The sequence below is a fragment of the Paenibacillus odorifer genome, assembly GCF_000758725.1.
Lineage (GTDB): Bacteria > Bacillota > Bacilli > Paenibacillales > Paenibacillaceae > Paenibacillus_AQ > Paenibacillus_AQ odorifer.
The window spans coordinates 2,703,588-2,720,039 of sequence record NZ_CP009428.1 but is presented as its reverse complement, the minus strand read 5'-3'; the positions used below and the strand labels follow the sequence as shown (position 1 = coordinate 2,720,039).

Below are 16,452 nucleotides of genomic sequence, written 5' to 3'. Positions count from 1 at the left end.
TTCTCATTACACTTAAAGTCCAATCATTCCTAGAAAATGGTGTATATAATTTATTAGGAATTGAATCTGATTGAAAATGGGTGCGTCCATGAAATTACAAGCTGTGAAAAAAAGCTATGATTTAATAGTAAGCTTAGGGATGTCTTGTGCTCCTGCTATAAATCTGCAAAGAAATAGCTTGAGGAAATTCTCCATGCCACTCGACTGGATGGTTTCTTATTCATTGGCTGATGTAAATAGACTGTATAAGAATAGATTTCAAAATTTCATGGAATTAATAAATCTGCAAATCCTTGATGAAACACATTTTTTTCTGGAGGATGGAATACCAGTCTATCCTAATTGGAACAAAAATGCATTAGTGAAATCCTATTTTATTCAGGATACTTTATATAACATTATCTCCGTTCATGATTTTCCAATCCACCAAGGTAAACACTGGTCTACAACCTATCCTTCGTATAAAGCGAAGCTGGAATTACGAATTAATAGATTTTGGGACAAGTTAATCACCAGTAAAAAAACTTTATTCATTAGATGGTCCGCCTCATATGAACAGGCTGTAGAGCTACAATCGATTTTATCTGGTTTATTAAAACCGAACGAATTTATTATTCTTATTCTTAATCCCGTTCGTGAAGCAACCTCGGTACAAGAATTAAGTTGGAATATTAATAATATTTGTGTGTTAGAAGTTCCTGAGGATATGAACGATTATGATAGCTGGGATTATATTTTGAAGGACATACAAGTAACTAATAACTAATTTCGCTTTGATCGATCAAATGATTAATTATTTCCTGTGCTGCAAAAACATATGGATACAAATACAGCCTACTGATGCTGACCAATAAAGAAATAGGGTTACTGATTCCAAAATCGTATTGACTCCCATGCGCTGCTGGATTTGCGGGTTCAGGCTCTACAAGATCATACTTCTCCATCAGCCTTTCCTTGGTTCCACTATCTACTACTGTTCCGTTTCCTTTATCCGCAAGGACAGATCCCGATTGAAAACACGCCATGAATAAGACACAGCAAATTGTGAGGATTGCTAGTTTCTTTTTTCGCATCATACATCTCCTAATTCTTTCTGTGGTCTCCCCTAAAACTTAGAGCCGTTCAAATTATTTCTTGGGTAATCGCAGGAAACCTATGTATTCGACAATCTTGATCAGTATAGATCATATTCTATGAAAATAATGGGAGAAAAAGCCTCGAATTCGATAATACTCCTTTCTATATATAAAAACAAAAGCACCCCGCACTAAAATTAGCAGGGTACTTTTGAATGATTCGCCGTATTTACAATATCAACATTCCGCTGAGCGGCTTATGGAGTTGGTGTTCCGCCGTTCGCATTCAGTGTTTCGCCACTGATATAGCTAGATTCCTGGCTAGCCAGGAATACATATGCCGGAGCCATCTCCGCAGGCTGTCCCGGACGACCTAGTGGTGTGCTCGCACCGAACTCCTTCAGCACTTCCTCCGGTTGCCCACCCACAACTTGAAGAGGTGTCCATACAGGACCTGGCGCCACTACATTGACGCGAATTCCCTTATCAGCTACTTGCTGAGCGAGAGACTTACTGAATGTATTAATAGCCGCCTTGGTAGTCGCGTAGTCCAAAAGGATCGGCGAGGGATTATAAGCTTGAATAGAAGAAGTGTTAATAATGGTGCTGCCCGGTTGCATATGCTTCACTGCAGCTTTGCACAGCCAGAACATGGCATACACGTTCGTCTTAAATGTGTCGTCAAAATGCTTCGTAGTGAGATCAGCGATGTCTGGGACGAATTGCTGTTTGCCCGCGATATTGGCTAAAATATCAATTCCACCTAGCTCCTTAACCGTAGTATCGACGAGTTGTTCACAGTATGCCTCATCCTTCAGATCACCTGGAATGGCGATTGCAGTACGACCCGCTTCCTGCACTAGCTTGAGCACCTGCTTTGCATCTTCCTCTTCCTCAGGCATATAAGATAGAACAACATCTGCACCTTCGCGCGCAAAAGCAATAGCAACAGCACGACCTATACCGCTGTCCGCTCCCGTAACTAACGCTTTACGTCCGGTCAGACGCCCGGTTCCTTTATAGGTATCTTCTCCTGTATCAGGTACTGGATTCATTTTCTTCTGCAAACCCGGCTCCTCTTGTTGCTGCTGAAATTCCGGTCCAGCCTTAGTGTACTGAGTGGTAGGATCTTGCATCGTATATTGGTTAGACATCGATCAATTCCTCCTTTATTTTTAGAAATACATTTTTATATTTTCCGAACTCTTTGTTATGTAAACACAACAAGCACGCCTCTAAACATTCACCTTCGATAACACAGCCTTAAATAGTGCCGCAAAAATACCCCAACCACCTGTCAAGGTGGCTAGGGTATCCCCCGCCTAAAAAGAATCCCGTTGTTCTCATTACGATAGCTTAAATAAATATATGGAAGCTCACTCGTTAGTTGGGGAACGCTCCGTATAGTCTGGCGTATACATTAGATAAAGGAGTGATAAATCATGGGCATTTTTATATTCCTCTTTGTACTGTTAGCATTGCTTAATATCTTCTTTCCTCATTTGGGATGGTACATGCGCTATGGCTGGATGATGAAAGGCGATGTTGAGCCCAGTGATGCCTATTTATTAATGACTCGCCTCAGCAGTATAGTGGCACTTATTATCCTCGTTTTTATCTGGACTAGTTTCTGACTTACCCTAACGCTCTTAGCACATCTTCAATCTTGCGCTGATGCGACAATACCCCGTAATTCATCCAGGCCATAAAATCCACCTCATATACACAGCGACTACGCACAGCGGGCAGACTGCGCCAAAGCGGTGTATCCAGCAGTTCCCGTCCTTCTCCTTCCTGTCGATCAAAGGTAATGAACAAATGATCTGCAGTCAGGCTCGCAAGCTCTTCTCTTGTTAGGCTCACCCGCTTCTGTCCACGGGTCAACTTCGGAACCAATTCATGGGGCTGCAAACCTAAATCATGATGGAGTACGCTACCTGTATAACCCAATTGCCCGCATCCATAGAGATTGATTCCGTAGGAAGATATTCTTAAGCATGCTACAGTCTGCCCTTGGACAGAACGGTTTAGCACTCGTTTAGCTTGCTGCGCCCGATGCTCATAATTGCCGATCACTTCCTGGACACGGTCCGTTCTGCCAAAGACGGCTGCTGCAGAAAATAACGTGGCACGCCAATCCTCCTGATGAAAAGGCAGCTTGAACAACGGAGCAATTTGGCTGCACTCATCCAGGTGCCAACGCTGAAAGCCATCATCCAGCAGGATCAGTTCGGGCATGTACTGGGAGAGCTCCTGCCAATCGCCAGTTGAAATATCAACCGCAGGCACATCGTTGAGGGACAGATACTCCTGCTTCCCCCACTGAGCATGAGAATATTGCGCCACCGGTGTAATATCCAGAGCCAGCAGATAGTCTTCCAGAAAAGGAGCGAACACCCGCAGCCCTTCCTGATGGAAGCTTCTGTATTGGCCGGGCGTAACGCCCACCGATCTTTTGAAACGCCGGTTAAAATAATACTCATTGCTATATCCTACGGATAACGCGATATCATGCATACGGTCATTCGTAAGCAGCAACTGCTGCTGGGCCCTTTCAATACGAAGTCCGTTCAAATGCTCTAAGGGAATCCGCCCTGTCACTTCTTTAAAAATCTGTGTGTAGCGTGCACGTGTAACGCCTGCCACTTCAGCCAATTGATCGACGGTTATGGCGTGATTATAATGTTCCTGCATATAGCGGATGGAACGCTGCACCGCCTCATGGGCTCCTTTCATCTGGATGACAGAGGAATTTGCCCGCATGATCAGCAGCAGTAACTCTTGAAAGCGGGTATGGCCTGCGAACCATTCAATCTCTTCCGTACTTCTGCGACTATGATAGATAGCCTCAAGCAGTAGTGCACATTGTGAAAAAGGTCTGCAGCTTAGCGGACCAGACCGGAGAATTCCTTCTCTAGTCCCCTTTTCCATTCCACTCTGCTTACTTCCCCCGGTTTCGATTACTTCAAAAGTAAGCCTATAAAAGCTAAGTCCTCGCTCCTCGGCATTGATTCTGCTTATAAGCCCCGGTTCGAACAAGAACCCGACACCTTTTTCCAGGGGAAAACGCTTCTTCTCGGCTTCTAACCATCCCTGTCCTTCCGATACAATGATCAGGGTATGATCTTGAAACACTAAGGTCTGTCCGTTCACCGATAAGGATTGGGCTTCTATGTTAATCAAGCTATAGAATAGCCTCTTTTTATTGCTGTCTTGTAAATCTTCTGCCATTCTAGCGCCCTCCAATTGAGAACCATTTTCATTCACTTTACTATAGTTTAGAATAAAAAAGAAGGTCTATCAACTATGCTGATAGACCTTCTTTATGCTATTCCTTACGACGGCTACCGTTTTATTTCACCATAGCTTTCAGCAAGTCATCAAGCTTCATCGAATTGGCTGTGATGGCACCGGACTGCCAGTGGGAACGTTCCATTCTATAGACATTCCCGTTCTTCACCGCAAGCAGACTCTTCCACAATGGACCCTCAAGTATTTGAATCGCTTCCTGATTCCCTTCAGTATCCCAGCCCCCATTATCAGGGAACACAATAATATGATCCGCGTCGAGCTGAGGAATAAGCTCTTCAGAAATAACAGATTGAAATTCGGTCATTTCTGCCGCCATAGGCACGGGTGTCAGCCCAAATTGATCATAAATCACACCGGTATAGCGGTTTTTAACACCAAATAGAGCAAAGGTTTTATCCGCTACGTTAAGCCGGATCACCGCTACTTTTTCCTGACCCAGGGCCTGTTGCAGCTTAGCTTTCCCCTCTGCCACCTTCTGATCATACGCTGCAAGGACGGATTCCGCCTTCTCCGGAATACCAAGGGCATCTGCAATAGCTGTAAGCATTTGTCTTGAGTCTTGCAACACCGACTCAGGTAGACGATAAGTTGGTGCTATCTTGGAATATAGTTCATACCTCGCCGCATCAGCGCCTCCGTCCACAATAATCAAATCGGGGTCTTTTTCCAATAATGCCTCCACGCTACCCGTGATATCGAATTCTGGCACATCCAGATTTAAATAATCCTGTTTGCCCCAGCTTGGATGATACCACTGAACCACCGGGGTAATGCCCAATGCCTTCAAATAATCTTCTACATAGATCCCGGCTACCCGTTGCGGTTTAACTGGAATTTCAACATCCCCGAATTCCCCGGCAATCGTCCGGGTTGCACCCTCTTCTGCGGCATTTCCACTTCCTTCAGTTGGTGCGCTAGTGCTCGCTGAGGTAGATTCCTCTGCATTCTCTGTCTTAGCAACGTTTTCTTTCGCAGTATTGTTATTCGTTCCGCATGCTGCCAGCGCGGTGATTGCCATTATAAGTACCGCTGCCCACAAAAACTTCTGACCCCATCTTGCCATTGATCCCTTCACTCCTATGCTTTATTGTCATTGATTATCATTCTCAATAACCTTTATCACAATAGTAGCATGACTTTCATAGCTTTCAATGCACTTTCTCCGCAAAAAACTTATACAAACTATTTCTAGTTATTCTGCTCTATCATTATTTGGTAGGATTCTTCTTCTATTTAAAATAGGTCACCCTTTATTAACTTGATCGCAAAATTTCTTTTTTTACGATTGATTTATACGATGCTTTCGCTTACAATAAACTCATAAACGCGCGTTTATGAAAAGAGGGGAAACATGCGCAGCGAAGATATTGCTAAGTTGGCCGGGGTTTCCCGAAGTACGGTATCCCGCGTGATCAACAACTATTCCAATGTTCCTGAAGAAACCCGGGCTAAAGTGCTGCGGGTGATTGAGCAACATCAGTACGAACCGAACAGCTTTGCACGGGCTCTGGCCGGTAAGAAAACCGATACCATCGGATTGTTTGCCATCAGTATGAACGAGAAAGAGAACACTACCCGAATTTATCAGAACAATTACTTTGCACCATTCGTCGATGCCGTAGTCGACACGTCGAATGCCCGCGGATGTTACGTTCTGATTCATACGGTATACTCTCCGGACGATTTTCTGAAGGTAAAACAAGCTTTTCTGCAAAAACGGATTGACGGTGGTATAATTGTCGGCACTCAGAAGGATATTAATATCGTCCGCGAAATGGTGGGACTCGATTCTCCGCTTGTACTGATTGATTATGATATCTCAGAGATTATGTCGGAGCATCTTGACCGCAATCATCTGGCCATTGTGAACTCCAAAGATTACGAGGGCACCACAGAAGTGATTGAACATTTAATCTCCCTAGGCCATCAAGAGATCGGCATCATCTGCGGGCAAATGAATACGTACTCTGGTCGAGAACGCTACACGGCCTATGAGGATACGCTAAAAAAACATGGTCTGCCAATGAATGAGAAGTTTATCCTAAAGGGTGATTTTCTGAAAGAGACGGCTTATGAAGAGGTCAAGAAGCTGCTTGCTTCTGGTGAACCTTTGCCGACTGCCTTCTTCTCTTCCAACGATGACATGGCTATTTCAGCGATGGAAGCGTTCTCCGAACACGGAATCATTGTCCCTGAGGATATCTCCATTGCTGGTTTTGATGACATTCAGCTGGCATCCCGTATTCAGCCCAAGCTGACCTCTGTACGCTTGCCGATTTATGAAATGTCCAAGGCTGCAGTGGAAAAAGTAATCGAGCTGTGTGATTCGCAGCAGCCGACTTTCAGCACGATCAGCTTTCCAGCTCGTTTAGTGGAGAGAGATTCCTGTCAACCGCCGAAGAAGTAGCACAGATTCATCATTCACTGAAGAATACATATTTTTCTGTGAAGCTGCTATCATTGGTTCTCGAAATCACTGCCTAATACTATCTTTTAGAAACAACGGAAAGAATCCCTTCCCTCGAGGGAATTTTTCCTGAAACTTATAAACGCGCGTTCACAATCGAAAGGAGACTTTCTCACATGAAATTCGGTACCTTTGACGACACTCGTAAAGAGTATGTAATTAACACACCAAAAACACCTTACCCTTGGATTAACTACCTTGGTAATGAACAATTTTTCGGACTTATTTCTAATACTGCTGGTGGCTATACCTTCTATAGAGACGCTCGTCTCAGAAGATTGACCCGTTACCGTTACAACAATATCCCAATGGATGCTGGCGGCCGTTACTACTATCTTTATGATGATGGTGATTTCTGGACTCCAGGCTGGATGCCAGTAAAACGTGATCTGGACTTCTACGAATGCCGTCACGGTCTTGGCTACACTTCCATTACTGGTGAACGCAACGGCATCTCTGTAAACCAGCTTGCTTTTGTACCTATGGGTCATAATGCTGAGGTACATCGTCTTGTAGTGAAAAACACGGGTTCCGCGAAGAAATCCGTTAAGCTATTCTCTTTTGCAGAATTCTGTCTTTGGAATGCACAAGATGATATGACTAACTTCCAACGCAATCTCAGCACTGGTGAGGTTGAAGTGAAGGGTTCTGTTATCTATCACAAAACAGAATACCGTGAGCGCAGAAACCACTACGCTTTCTACTCTGTTAACAAAGAAATCGCCGGCTTTGATACTGACCGCGAAGCTTTCGTAGGGATGTACAATGGTCTGGAAAGCCCGCAAGCTGTTGCTGCAGGTGAACCAACTAACTCCGTAGCGAGCGGCTGGTCCCCTATCGGATCGCACGCCCTGAACATTACTCTGGAGCCAGGCGAAGAGCAAAGCTTCATCTTTGTCCTTGGTTACATTGAAAACCCAGAAGAAGACAAATGGGAATCTCTGAACGTAATCAACAAAAAACCAGCAGAGGCTATGATCGAGCAATTTGCTACAGACGCTCAAGTGGACGCCGCTTTGGCTGCACTGGCTGCACACTGGGATAACCTGTTGTCCAAATATCAAATCCAAAGTGGCGACGACAAGTTGAACCGTATGGTTAACATCTGGAATCCATATCAATGTATGGTTACCTTCAACATGTCCCGCTCCGCTTCTTACTTTGAATCCGGTATTGGCCGTGGTATGGGCTTCCGGGATTCTAACCAAGACTTGCTCGGATTTGTGCACCAAATCCCTGAACGTGCTAAAGAACGTATTCTCGATATTGCCGCTACACAATTTGAAGACGGCAGTGCCTATCACCAATACCAACCACTCACTAAAAAAGGTAACAATGAAGTCGGTACCGGCTTTAATGATGACCCGCTTTGGTTGATCCTTGGCACAGCTGCTTACATCAAAGAAACTGGCGATACTTCGATTCTCGATGAGCAGGTTCCTTTTGACAGCAATCCGGATAACACGGCTACTCTGTTTGAGCACTTGAAACGCTCCTTCGAGCATGTAACTAACAATCTCGGACCTCACGGCTTGCCGCTGATCGGTCGTGCAGACTGGAATGACTGCTTGAACCTGAACTGCTTCTCTACAGAGCCGGGCGAATCTTTCCAAACTACTGCCAACATCGAAGGCCGCGTAGCGGAATCCGTATTTATCGCGGGTCTGTTCGTCTTCGTTGGACCGGACTATGCAGAAATCTGCCGGATGCGCGGACTTAATGATGTAGCTACGGATGCAGAAGCTAAGATTGACAACATGCGTGAAATCACACTGACTCACGGTTTCGATGGTGACTGGTTCCTGCGCGCTTATGACCACTATGGCGACAAGATCGGTTCCAAAGAAAACGAAGAAGGTAAAATTTTCATCGAACCACAAGGTATCTGTGTTATGGCCGGTATCGGTGTGGAAGATGGTCAAGCTGAAAAAGCTCTGACTTCCGTGCAAGAGCATTTGGATACTAAATACGGTATCGTATTGCAACAGCCACCATATTCCAAGTACTATCTGAACCTGGGTGAAATTTCTACGTACCCTCCGGGCTACAAAGAAAATGCTGGTATTTTCTGCCACAATAACCCTTGGATCATGATCGCTGAAACTGTACTTGGACATGGCGACAGAGCGTTTGAAATTTACGCTAAAATTGCTCCTGCTTACTTGGAGGATATCAGCGAAATTCACCGTACTGAACCTTATGTATACTCGCAAATGATCGCAGGTAAAGATGCCGTTCGCCACGGGGAAGCTAAAAACTCCTGGTTGACTGGTACTGCTGCTTGGAACTATGTAGCGATTACACAATCTATCCTTGGTATTCAAGCGGACTTCAATGGTCTGAAGATCGATCCTTGTATTCCTACAGAGTGGGACAGCTTTGAAATCACCCGTGTATTCCGTGGAGATACTTATGTGATTCAAATCAAGAACCCGAACCATGTATCCAAAGGTGTAGCTAGTCTTACCTTGGATGGCGCAGCTGTAGAAGGTAACATCATCACTCCTGTTGGAGACGGTGCTGTACACCAAGTAGTTGTAGAACTGGGTTAATACAAAAAAATCCGCTCAACCGTTCGTTTGAACGATTGAGCGGATCAAAAATTAACAGTAGATGACCCCTGAAGAATTCAGGGGTCATCTTTTTTTACCCTTCCACAATATCTGCTTTTAATTCACTCGCAACCTCAAGCATTCTAGGAATCACGGCTTCATTGGCGCCAGAAACATAAATATCACCCTGATAATGTCTAAATGGGATTGTTGTATCACCATAGCTCCACATAAAGAAATCTCCCTCAATGGACATGGTAGTGGCACCTGTTACTGTAAAAACTGATGTATAGGTGAAATCAGGTTTGGATGCGAAATATTGCTTACACTCTTCTAAAGATAGGGTTGGTGCTGAATCTCCATCATTCTGCATTGCTCTTGTCATTCGATAACGTTTACTCATTGTGATGCCTCCAATATTATCTGTAAAATGATCAGTTGCCTTATCCAGATCAAATATAGCATACAATGAAGGGCAAATCCCATTCCATTTCTAAGTCAAAAATGTTAATATAGCCGTTTTTCATAGCTTTCTTTTAGTGATTTCGAGATATCCTCTGGAGTAACTCCAAGTTTGCGGGCATGCTGCGCCAGTATTTTTGATGGATTAGGCAATACTTCTTTCGCAAGCCAATAATCGTCATCCCACAAATGTGACCGCTTAAAGGCTTTTGCACAATGCATATAACATTCTTCAACTTCCACGCCTATTCCAATGACCGGGACTTTACCATGCGCTTCCATAGGTTTCAATATTTCTTCATCCTTAACTATACTCGCGTGCCCATTTATTCTTAATGTTTCTTCAAGTCCGGGAATGATGAATATCAAACCGACTTTTGGGTTCTCAAGTATATTCCGCAAAGAATCAAACCGTCTGTTCCCAGGGCGTTCAGGGATCACTAAATGTTTATCATCCAACACGTGAACAAAACCCTCTGCGTCCCCGCGCGGAGAGACATCACAAGCACCGGACGAACCGCTTGTAGCCATAAAAAGCATTGGGGATTTTGAGATATAATCACGGCAATGATGATCTATAAAAGTTATGGTTTTGTTGTTAACCAATTCGCTTGGGTACCCAAATAAAGACCGTAACTCTTCTTCTGACTCTATAACTTTTTCGAAAAAGTTTGGCTTCATACTTCTCCCTCTTTCAACTTAATAAGCCCCAATATTCTTATTGTTGCTCAAATATCGTCTTAATAATTGGGCGAAATTTTTTCTTGCTGTCTCATCCGATAACTTCCCATAAGTGCCATACAGATTATCCGCATGATATCTTGGAAACACATGTAAATGATAATGCCATACATCTTGGCTGCCATCCGGCTCATTATGTTGTCTAGAAGAAACGCCATCACATTTATAAACTTCTTTAAGACCTTTAGCAATTTCAATTTCCAGCTCATGTATCCGGTTTGAGATCTCAACATCCAATGTGTAAATATTCTCGATATGCTGATTAGGGATGATTAGAACATGCCCTTCATTATTCGGATACCAATGAGAAGCAATAAAAGCCGTTATGTAATGATCTTTATAAATAATATCCGCTTGCTTAGAACGCACATGTTCATTTTCAATGCCCGAAACCAACAAACAAAAGGGACAAGTATAACCCTCTGGAGCATGATTATAAATATTGCCCGCCTCCACTGTTATAGGATTTAAGAATATTTCTATGTTTCTTCTAATTTCGCCATTTCGCGTGTGTTCTCCTTTTTGCAAAAAGAAAAGGACAGACTGTAAATTACAGCTGTCCCCCTTGGAAAATACTGATAAAACACAGTCATTCCCGAGATCTATGTCTACCGATAACTTAAACGCTGGCTTCCGGAATCCATACCTTCATTTCACCACTGCCACGATTTCCCCATAAGTAATACGGAACCGCCTTAACCTTAACGGTTTGAACTGGTGCTTTTACTCTGCTGTAAAGCTCACCATTCCAGCCCTCTTTATCTACACGCAGCCCCTCTGCCTCGACAACAACAGCGCCGCCGAGCAATGTCTCATCAAAAGCCGCAGTAAGTTCACTGCCTTCTTTTAAAGAAATTGAGCTTAAAGGCTCACCATTATCTATACTTTCAAGGCAATACACAAGAGGTCCACGCTGAATCGTTACTTTTTGAGCATCTGCACGCAAATTCGGATGTGCGTAGATACGATGTGCCTCCATAGGGTCATGCACTTCGATTACATCTCCTGCTCTCCACAGTCTCCGGATAACGAGGTATCCCTGCTCGATGTTCTCAGCAGTATTCATTACTTCACCGTTGACTCTGATCTCCATTCCTTGGCTCCAAGATGGAATCCGCAAGGCAATTCCAAACTCTGCTTCCACTGCGGGATTAATCTTCATCGAGACTGTACCTTCCCATGGATAGTTACTCTCTTGCTGTATCGCAACATCTGTTCCACCCAGCTTTGTTGTCAGCTCACTGCCAATATACAAATTCGTATAGAGCGTATCACCATGGATCGTATAGATATATTGATTAAGCGAAGTCAGCAGACGCGCCACATTCGGAGGACAGCAAGCGCAGCCAAACCAGCCTTGACGCTCGGACTTCACATGATGTTTATCTGGGTTGCAGCTGCATGCCTTAGGCCATACTTCCAGTGGATTTACATAAAAATAGTGCTTACCATCCTGTGCCATCGAACCCAACACATTGTTATAAAGCGCCCGCTCCATGACATCGGCATAACGTGCATCCGGCGATATTCTCAGCATCCGTTGTGCAAAAAAGATCAACCCAATAGAAGCACAAGTCTCTGCGTACACCGAATCATTAGGCAGATCATAATCGAAGGTGAATGCTTCACCCCGATGCGTAGATCCGATCCCACCAGTAATGTACATTTGCTTAGTAGTGATGTTATTCCACAGCTTCTCGCATGCTTCGCGAAGGGTATCATCTCCCGTAAGTGCAGCTAGATCAGCCATAGCAGTATACATATAAACCGCACGCACAGCGTGTCCTACAGCCACTTCCTGTTCTCTTACCGGAAGATGACTTTGGTAATATTTTAAATCTAAATTCTCCTTCTGACCTGTGAAAAAATTGATACTCCCCAGACTATCCCATTGTTGCTTTAAGAAATTCGGCTGTTGACCTCGCTCATTAATAAAAAAGCTGCTGAGCTTCAAATACCGCTCCTCACCTGTGAGCCGATACAGCTTAACGAGCGCAAGCTCAATCTCCTGATGACCATCATATCCCCGCATTTTCCCTTCTTCCGGACCAAACACAGAATCGATATGATCAACCATTCGGCACATGATGTCGAGCAGTTTTCTTTTGCCTGTAGCTTCATAGTAAGAAACGGCGGCTTCAATGAAATGCCCAGCACAGTACAGCTCGTGGCAATCATTCAGATTAGTCCAGCGTTTGCCGGGTTCTTTTATCGTAAAATAAGTATTTAAGTACCCGTCTTCCTGCTGCGCTTCTCCAACGAGGTCAATCACTTCATCCGCTTGACGCTCCAGCTCGGGATCACGTTTGATGCTTAAGGAATAACCTACGGCCTCCAGCCACTTGGCTACATCACTGTCTTGAAAAACCCAGCCGTAAAATTCGCCGCTCTTCCGGCCCGCAGCAATCTCAAAGTTAGCAATGGCATGACTGGGCTCAGCTCCCGCTGCTTTGTCGTGCAATGCCTCATATTGATACGGGATTACAACATCCTGTACCAGCTTTATATAACTTCCCCAGAAATCATCTTTAATGCTAACGGATTGATCTTTTACAACTTGCTGATCCTGGATCGTTTTATTCATCATCATCTTCCCCTTAGCCTTATTTTATACTCGCTAATTACAATTATAGAGCGTACAATAGATAAAAAATATAATCAGAAGCAACCCCTTTTTTGTACTATTTCACACTCCTATTTCCAAGGACAATTTGAGCTCGGACTACGATAAAAAGAGAGGTAGAACACAGTGAGTCCTTCCTATGTACATTTCGCAGCGCCGCCTTTTCCATATTTTCTGGAATGCAATCACACTGTTTATCAACCCGGAGAGCAGCATCCAAATAGAAGCCATATCGGCTTATTTGATCTGATTATTGTAGAGCAAGGTTGCCTATTTATCGGTGAAGAGCATAATCAATGGGAGGTTGCGGCTGGGCATACGCTGCTTCTGCTGCCTGACCGCTATCATTATTCCGTTAAGTCTTGCGAGGAGCTGACTTCGTTTATTTGGATTCATTTTCATACCCTCGCAGATTGGTCAAGCTCTGAAGGCGAGCCTGTGTATATCAACCGAGAGACACATTTCCGGCAGTTTCTTACTCATCCATATACCATTCGCATCCCGCAGTTTGGTCCCCTTCCTGATCCCTTTAAACGGAGTGGACAAGCTGAGAAGCTTTTACAGCTGTCCACTGGAAGACGTTCCAGTGCAGTTTGGGAGCAGCAAAGGATTTTTGAAGAAATGCTGCGGATGATGGATCTAGCGCAGCATGATACTTCAGAAAGTCATGCGGTAGAGATTGCCGAGAAGACGGAGACTTATATCCGCAATCATTATGCGGAGCCTCTCTCCAATGCCTCTCTGGCGGATGCGCTGCATTTTCATTATAACTACCTTGCCCGCTGCATGAAACGCGTATATGGACTGACTCCGATGGAGTATTTAACGGATTACCGTTTGGAACAGGCCAAGCTGCTTCTGCTTAAGACAGAGATGCCTATAGCTGCGATCGCAGAACGTATCGGTTTCGAGAGCACCGCCTACTTCTCTCGTCGCTTTACTCACCAGATCGGAATCTCTCCGCTTCGCTTCCGCAAGCGGTATTCCCGATAACAGCAAAAACAGCACGTCTCATAATGGAGGCGTGCTGTTTTCGTTGTTAATGCGATCCTGTAGCTTTCTTGTGGGAGGCTGGCTTTCTTCTGTGCTGCTGGCTTACGTGATCAGCTTTGGATTAATTGGACGCGAGATGCTCCTCTAGCTCGGAGAAACTTAGGTAACTATTGTGATGGAGCAGTACTCCGATTGGCACATTTATTGTGTACCCGTGATCCGTCCTAAATCCTTCTGCTGCTCTTACTTCGTACTTCTTGCTTCTTGCTTCTTGCTTCTTGCTTCTTGCTTCTTGCTTCTTGCTTCTTGCAATAATTTTACCAGTTTACCTTCCTAGGCGTGGCGCACTCATACTTACCATAGGTCAACGCTGATTATGCGGCTCGACCCTCCAAAGCTTATCAGCAAGTAACTCACCGCACAGCCATCACACTACTCTCTGTATCCCCCGGAGACGCGTCAGCTTAATCATTCATTCATAGCATTCCCCGTTGCGGACCGGATTGCACCTATTTGTGATTTTCCGTCCATTTTGCGGAAGTTTCGGACTGTATAGCTCTTATTGCCCATAATTTGCCCGCAATTGGACCACATTTGTAGGAATAGCTGCAACTGAGTCCGATAGTGTGACAAAACGAGCGGAATCATGGAAATAAGGGCAACTGAGTCCGAACAGTTGCTAAAAAGAACACTGCCTGCGCATTTGATCCTAAACGTGCTACCCATTGTTTAAACTAGCTGTCTAGGGCTCAACCTATCTACTCCGTGCGAGAAATTAGTTACCTGTTGCTCAACCTATCTACACCGTGCGGAATTAGCTACCTATGGCTTAACCTAGCTACTCCGTGCGCAGAATTTGTTACCTGTTGCATAACCTAGCTGTCTACGTCTCGAAATCAGCTACCTTTTGCTCGATCTTGATCGTATCGGACCGTATTGCACCTATTTGTGATTTTCGGCCCATTTTGCGGCAGTTTCGGACTGTACGACTCTTATTACCCTTGATTTGCGCAGAAAAGGAGCGCATTTGAGCGAATAGCTGCAACTGAGTCCGATAGTGTGACAAAACGAGCGGAATCATGGAAATAAGGGCAACTGAGTCCGAACAGTTGCTGAAAAGAACGCCGCCTGCCAAATTTGCTCCTAAACGTGCTAGCCATTGTTTAAACTAGCTGTCTGGGGTTCAACCTATCTACACCGTGCGGAATTAGCTACCTATGGCTTAATCTAGCTACTCCGTGCGCAGAATTTGTTACCTGTTGCATAACCTAGCTGTCTACGTCTCGAAATCAGCTACCTTTGCTCGATCTTGATCGTATCGGACCACACTGCACCTATTTGTGATTTTCCACCTATTATGCGGAAGTTTCGGACTGCATAACTCTTATTGCCCATAATTTGCCCGCAATTGAACCATATTTGAGGGAATAGCTGCAACTGGGTCCGTTAGCTCGAAAAAATGCCTTGAATCTACCTAATAGGGTCTCCTGGGTCCGCATGATTAGGCCCGAAATCAGTTTTTTTGCTTCACTGCAATTTTTTGGAAGTGACAAGCATATTTATAAGACATGCCTTTAATGTGGAGATGTTAAATATGCAGTCATTATTAAGATACGCGATCATCCTGATCGGAAGCTTGCTCATTGCAGCAGCAACTAATTTTTTTCTTGTCCCATATAAAATCCTAGATGGGGGAATAATAGGAATAGCCCTCATCATCAATTATTTATCCGATGCCAAAATCGGTATAGCTGTCCTTCTCTGCAGCTTTCCGATTTTCCTGTTAGCCTGGCTGAAGGAACGCGATATCTTTTTCAATAGTGTATTAGGTTTATTGACCTCATCGTTTCTGATTGAGCTTCTCGGTCCTTTGCAGTACCACTTTCTGTATTATTTTGAGTTCGGCTCCATTTCCAGCGCCATTATTGGCGGTTTTTTAATGGGAACGGGTCTTGGGCTTATGCTGCGGTTCAAAGCCAGTACAGGCGGAACGGATCTGCTTGCTCAATATATCAAAAGGTATCTCCCGCTTAATCTTGGACTCATCATTTTTTTGACAGATTTCATAATTATCGGCGCGGGGGGACTCCTGATTTCCAAAGAAACCTTCTTCCACTCCATCCTCACGATTATCGCTGGGGGTGTGGCCACAGGTCTCTGCACCTTGGAGACTGAAGAGAAATGGAAAAAAATATGAATATACACGATCATATGTTCGTATTATAA

The 16,452-nt window shown here is 44.4% G+C and carries 14 protein-coding genes; 6 read left to right on the top strand and 8 right to left on the bottom strand.

The features are described from left to right. Positions 1-88: 88 nt before the first annotated feature. Entirely contained in the window at positions 89-766 is a 678-nt protein-coding gene (locus PODO_RS11545; protein ID WP_038574383.1) for a DUF1796 family putative cysteine peptidase, read from the top strand. On the opposite strand, the gene PODO_RS11540 is transcribed toward PODO_RS11545, so the two are convergent. Together PODO_RS11540 and PODO_RS11535 are read right to left on the bottom strand one after the other, a co-directional pair. Next, positions 756-1,025 (bottom strand): hypothetical protein, encoded by a 270-nt coding sequence (locus tag PODO_RS11540; RefSeq protein ID WP_141240302.1) that lies wholly within the window; start codon positions 1,023-1,025, stop codon positions 756-758. The genes PODO_RS11545 and PODO_RS11540 overlap by 11 nt on opposite strands. 308 nt (positions 1,026-1,333) lie before the next feature. After that, positions 1,334-2,230 carry an SDR family oxidoreductase gene (locus PODO_RS11535; RefSeq protein WP_038570168.1) on the bottom strand — a complete coding sequence of 299 codons (897 nt, stop codon included), beginning with the start codon at positions 2,228-2,230 and terminating at the stop codon, positions 1,334-1,336. Between the two features lie 288 nt (positions 2,231-2,518). Between PODO_RS11535 and PODO_RS11530 the strand changes: the two genes are divergently transcribed. Then, a complete protein-coding gene (locus tag PODO_RS11530; RefSeq protein ID WP_036685995.1) occupies positions 2,519-2,710 on the top strand; it encodes a DUF6199 family natural product biosynthesis protein in 192 nt (63 codons plus the stop codon). A 1-nt stretch (position 2,711) separates the two neighbouring features. Here PODO_RS11530 and PODO_RS11525 read toward each other — a convergent pair whose 3' ends face one another. Together PODO_RS11525 and PODO_RS11520 are read right to left on the bottom strand one after the other, a co-directional pair. After that, positions 2,712-4,307, bottom strand: a complete 1,596-nt coding sequence (locus tag PODO_RS11525) for a helix-turn-helix domain-containing protein (protein WP_052096969.1) — start codon at positions 4,305-4,307, stop codon at positions 2,712-2,714. Positions 4,308-4,428: 121 nt separating this feature from the next. Beyond that, positions 4,429-5,451 carry an ABC transporter substrate-binding protein gene (locus PODO_RS11520; RefSeq protein ID WP_038570166.1) on the bottom strand — a complete coding sequence of 341 codons (1,023 nt, stop codon included), beginning with the start codon at positions 5,449-5,451 and terminating at the stop codon, positions 4,429-4,431. 288 nt (positions 5,452-5,739) lie between these two features. Between PODO_RS11520 and PODO_RS11515 the strand changes: the two genes are divergently transcribed. Beyond that, entirely contained in the window at positions 5,740-6,795 is a 1,056-nt protein-coding gene (locus PODO_RS11515; protein WP_036685989.1) for a LacI family DNA-binding transcriptional regulator, read from the top strand. A 176-nt stretch (positions 6,796-6,971) separates the two neighbouring features. Beyond that, positions 6,972-9,407 (top strand): glycoside hydrolase family 94 protein, encoded by a 2,436-nt coding sequence (locus PODO_RS11510; RefSeq protein WP_036685988.1) that lies wholly within the window; start codon positions 6,972-6,974, stop codon positions 9,405-9,407. A gap of 94 nt (positions 9,408-9,501) precedes the next feature. On the opposite strand, the gene PODO_RS11505 is transcribed toward PODO_RS11510, so the two are convergent. From PODO_RS11505 to PODO_RS11490, 4 genes are all read right to left on the bottom strand, one after another. Next, positions 9,502-9,810, bottom strand: a complete 309-nt coding sequence (locus PODO_RS11505; RefSeq protein WP_038570163.1) for a hypothetical protein — start codon at positions 9,808-9,810, stop codon at positions 9,502-9,504. A 104-nt stretch (positions 9,811-9,914) separates the two neighbouring features. After that, on the bottom strand, positions 9,915-10,550 hold the full coding sequence (locus PODO_RS11500; RefSeq protein WP_036685984.1) for a pyridoxamine 5'-phosphate oxidase family protein: 636 nt from the start codon (positions 10,548-10,550) through the stop codon (positions 9,915-9,917). A gap of 18 nt (positions 10,551-10,568) precedes the next feature. Then, positions 10,569-11,138, bottom strand: coding sequence for an HIT family protein (locus tag PODO_RS11495; protein WP_244886469.1), 570 nt, complete (start codon positions 11,136-11,138; stop codon positions 10,569-10,571). A gap of 91 nt (positions 11,139-11,229) precedes the next feature. Further along, positions 11,230-13,197 carry a glycoside hydrolase family 127 protein gene (locus PODO_RS11490; protein WP_244886511.1) on the bottom strand — a complete coding sequence of 656 codons (1,968 nt, stop codon included), beginning with the start codon at positions 13,195-13,197 and terminating at the stop codon, positions 11,230-11,232. 162 nt (positions 13,198-13,359) lie between these two features. On the opposite strand from PODO_RS11490, the gene PODO_RS11485 reads away from it, so the two are divergent. Then, on the top strand, positions 13,360-14,226 hold the full coding sequence (locus PODO_RS11485) for a helix-turn-helix transcriptional regulator (protein ID WP_038570156.1): 867 nt from the start codon (positions 13,360-13,362) through the stop codon (positions 14,224-14,226). A 1,594-nt stretch (positions 14,227-15,820) separates the two neighbouring features. After that, positions 15,821-16,423: a YitT family protein gene (locus PODO_RS11475; protein ID WP_038570150.1), complete on the top strand. Its 603-nt coding sequence runs from the start codon at positions 15,821-15,823 to the stop codon at positions 16,421-16,423. The last annotated feature ends 29 nt before the right edge of the window (positions 16,424-16,452 follow it).

Excerpts from the sequence above, each read along its gene's own strand:
- PODO_RS11545 (WP_038574383.1), top strand. The coding sequence starts at position 89 with ATGAAATTACAAGCTGTGAAAAAAAGCTATGATTTAATAGTAAGCTTA.
- PODO_RS11540 (WP_141240302.1), bottom strand. The coding sequence starts at position 1,025 with ATGGCGTGTTTTCAATCGGGATCTGTCCTTGCGGATAAAGGAAACGGA.
- PODO_RS11535 (WP_038570168.1), bottom strand. The coding sequence starts at position 2,230 with ATGTCTAACCAATATACGATGCAAGATCCTACCACTCAGTACACTAAG.
- PODO_RS11530 (WP_036685995.1), top strand. The coding sequence starts at position 2,519 with ATGGGCATTTTTATATTCCTCTTTGTACTGTTAGCATTGCTTAATATC.
- PODO_RS11525 (WP_052096969.1), bottom strand. The coding sequence starts at position 4,307 with ATGGCAGAAGATTTACAAGACAGCAATAAAAAGAGGCTATTCTATAGC.
- PODO_RS11520 (WP_038570166.1), bottom strand. The coding sequence starts at position 5,451 with ATGGCAAGATGGGGTCAGAAGTTTTTGTGGGCAGCGGTACTTATAATG.
- PODO_RS11515 (WP_036685989.1), top strand. The coding sequence starts at position 5,740 with ATGCGCAGCGAAGATATTGCTAAGTTGGCCGGGGTTTCCCGAAGTACG.
- PODO_RS11510 (WP_036685988.1), top strand. The coding sequence starts at position 6,972 with ATGAAATTCGGTACCTTTGACGACACTCGTAAAGAGTATGTAATTAAC.
- PODO_RS11505 (WP_038570163.1), bottom strand. The coding sequence starts at position 9,810 with ATGAGTAAACGTTATCGAATGACAAGAGCAATGCAGAATGATGGAGAT.
- PODO_RS11500 (WP_036685984.1), bottom strand. The coding sequence starts at position 10,550 with ATGAAGCCAAACTTTTTCGAAAAAGTTATAGAGTCAGAAGAAGAGTTA.
- PODO_RS11490 (WP_244886511.1), bottom strand. The coding sequence starts at position 13,197 with ATGATGAATAAAACGATCCAGGATCAGCAAGTTGTAAAAGATCAATCC.
- PODO_RS11475 (WP_038570150.1), top strand. The coding sequence starts at position 15,821 with ATGCAGTCATTATTAAGATACGCGATCATCCTGATCGGAAGCTTGCTC.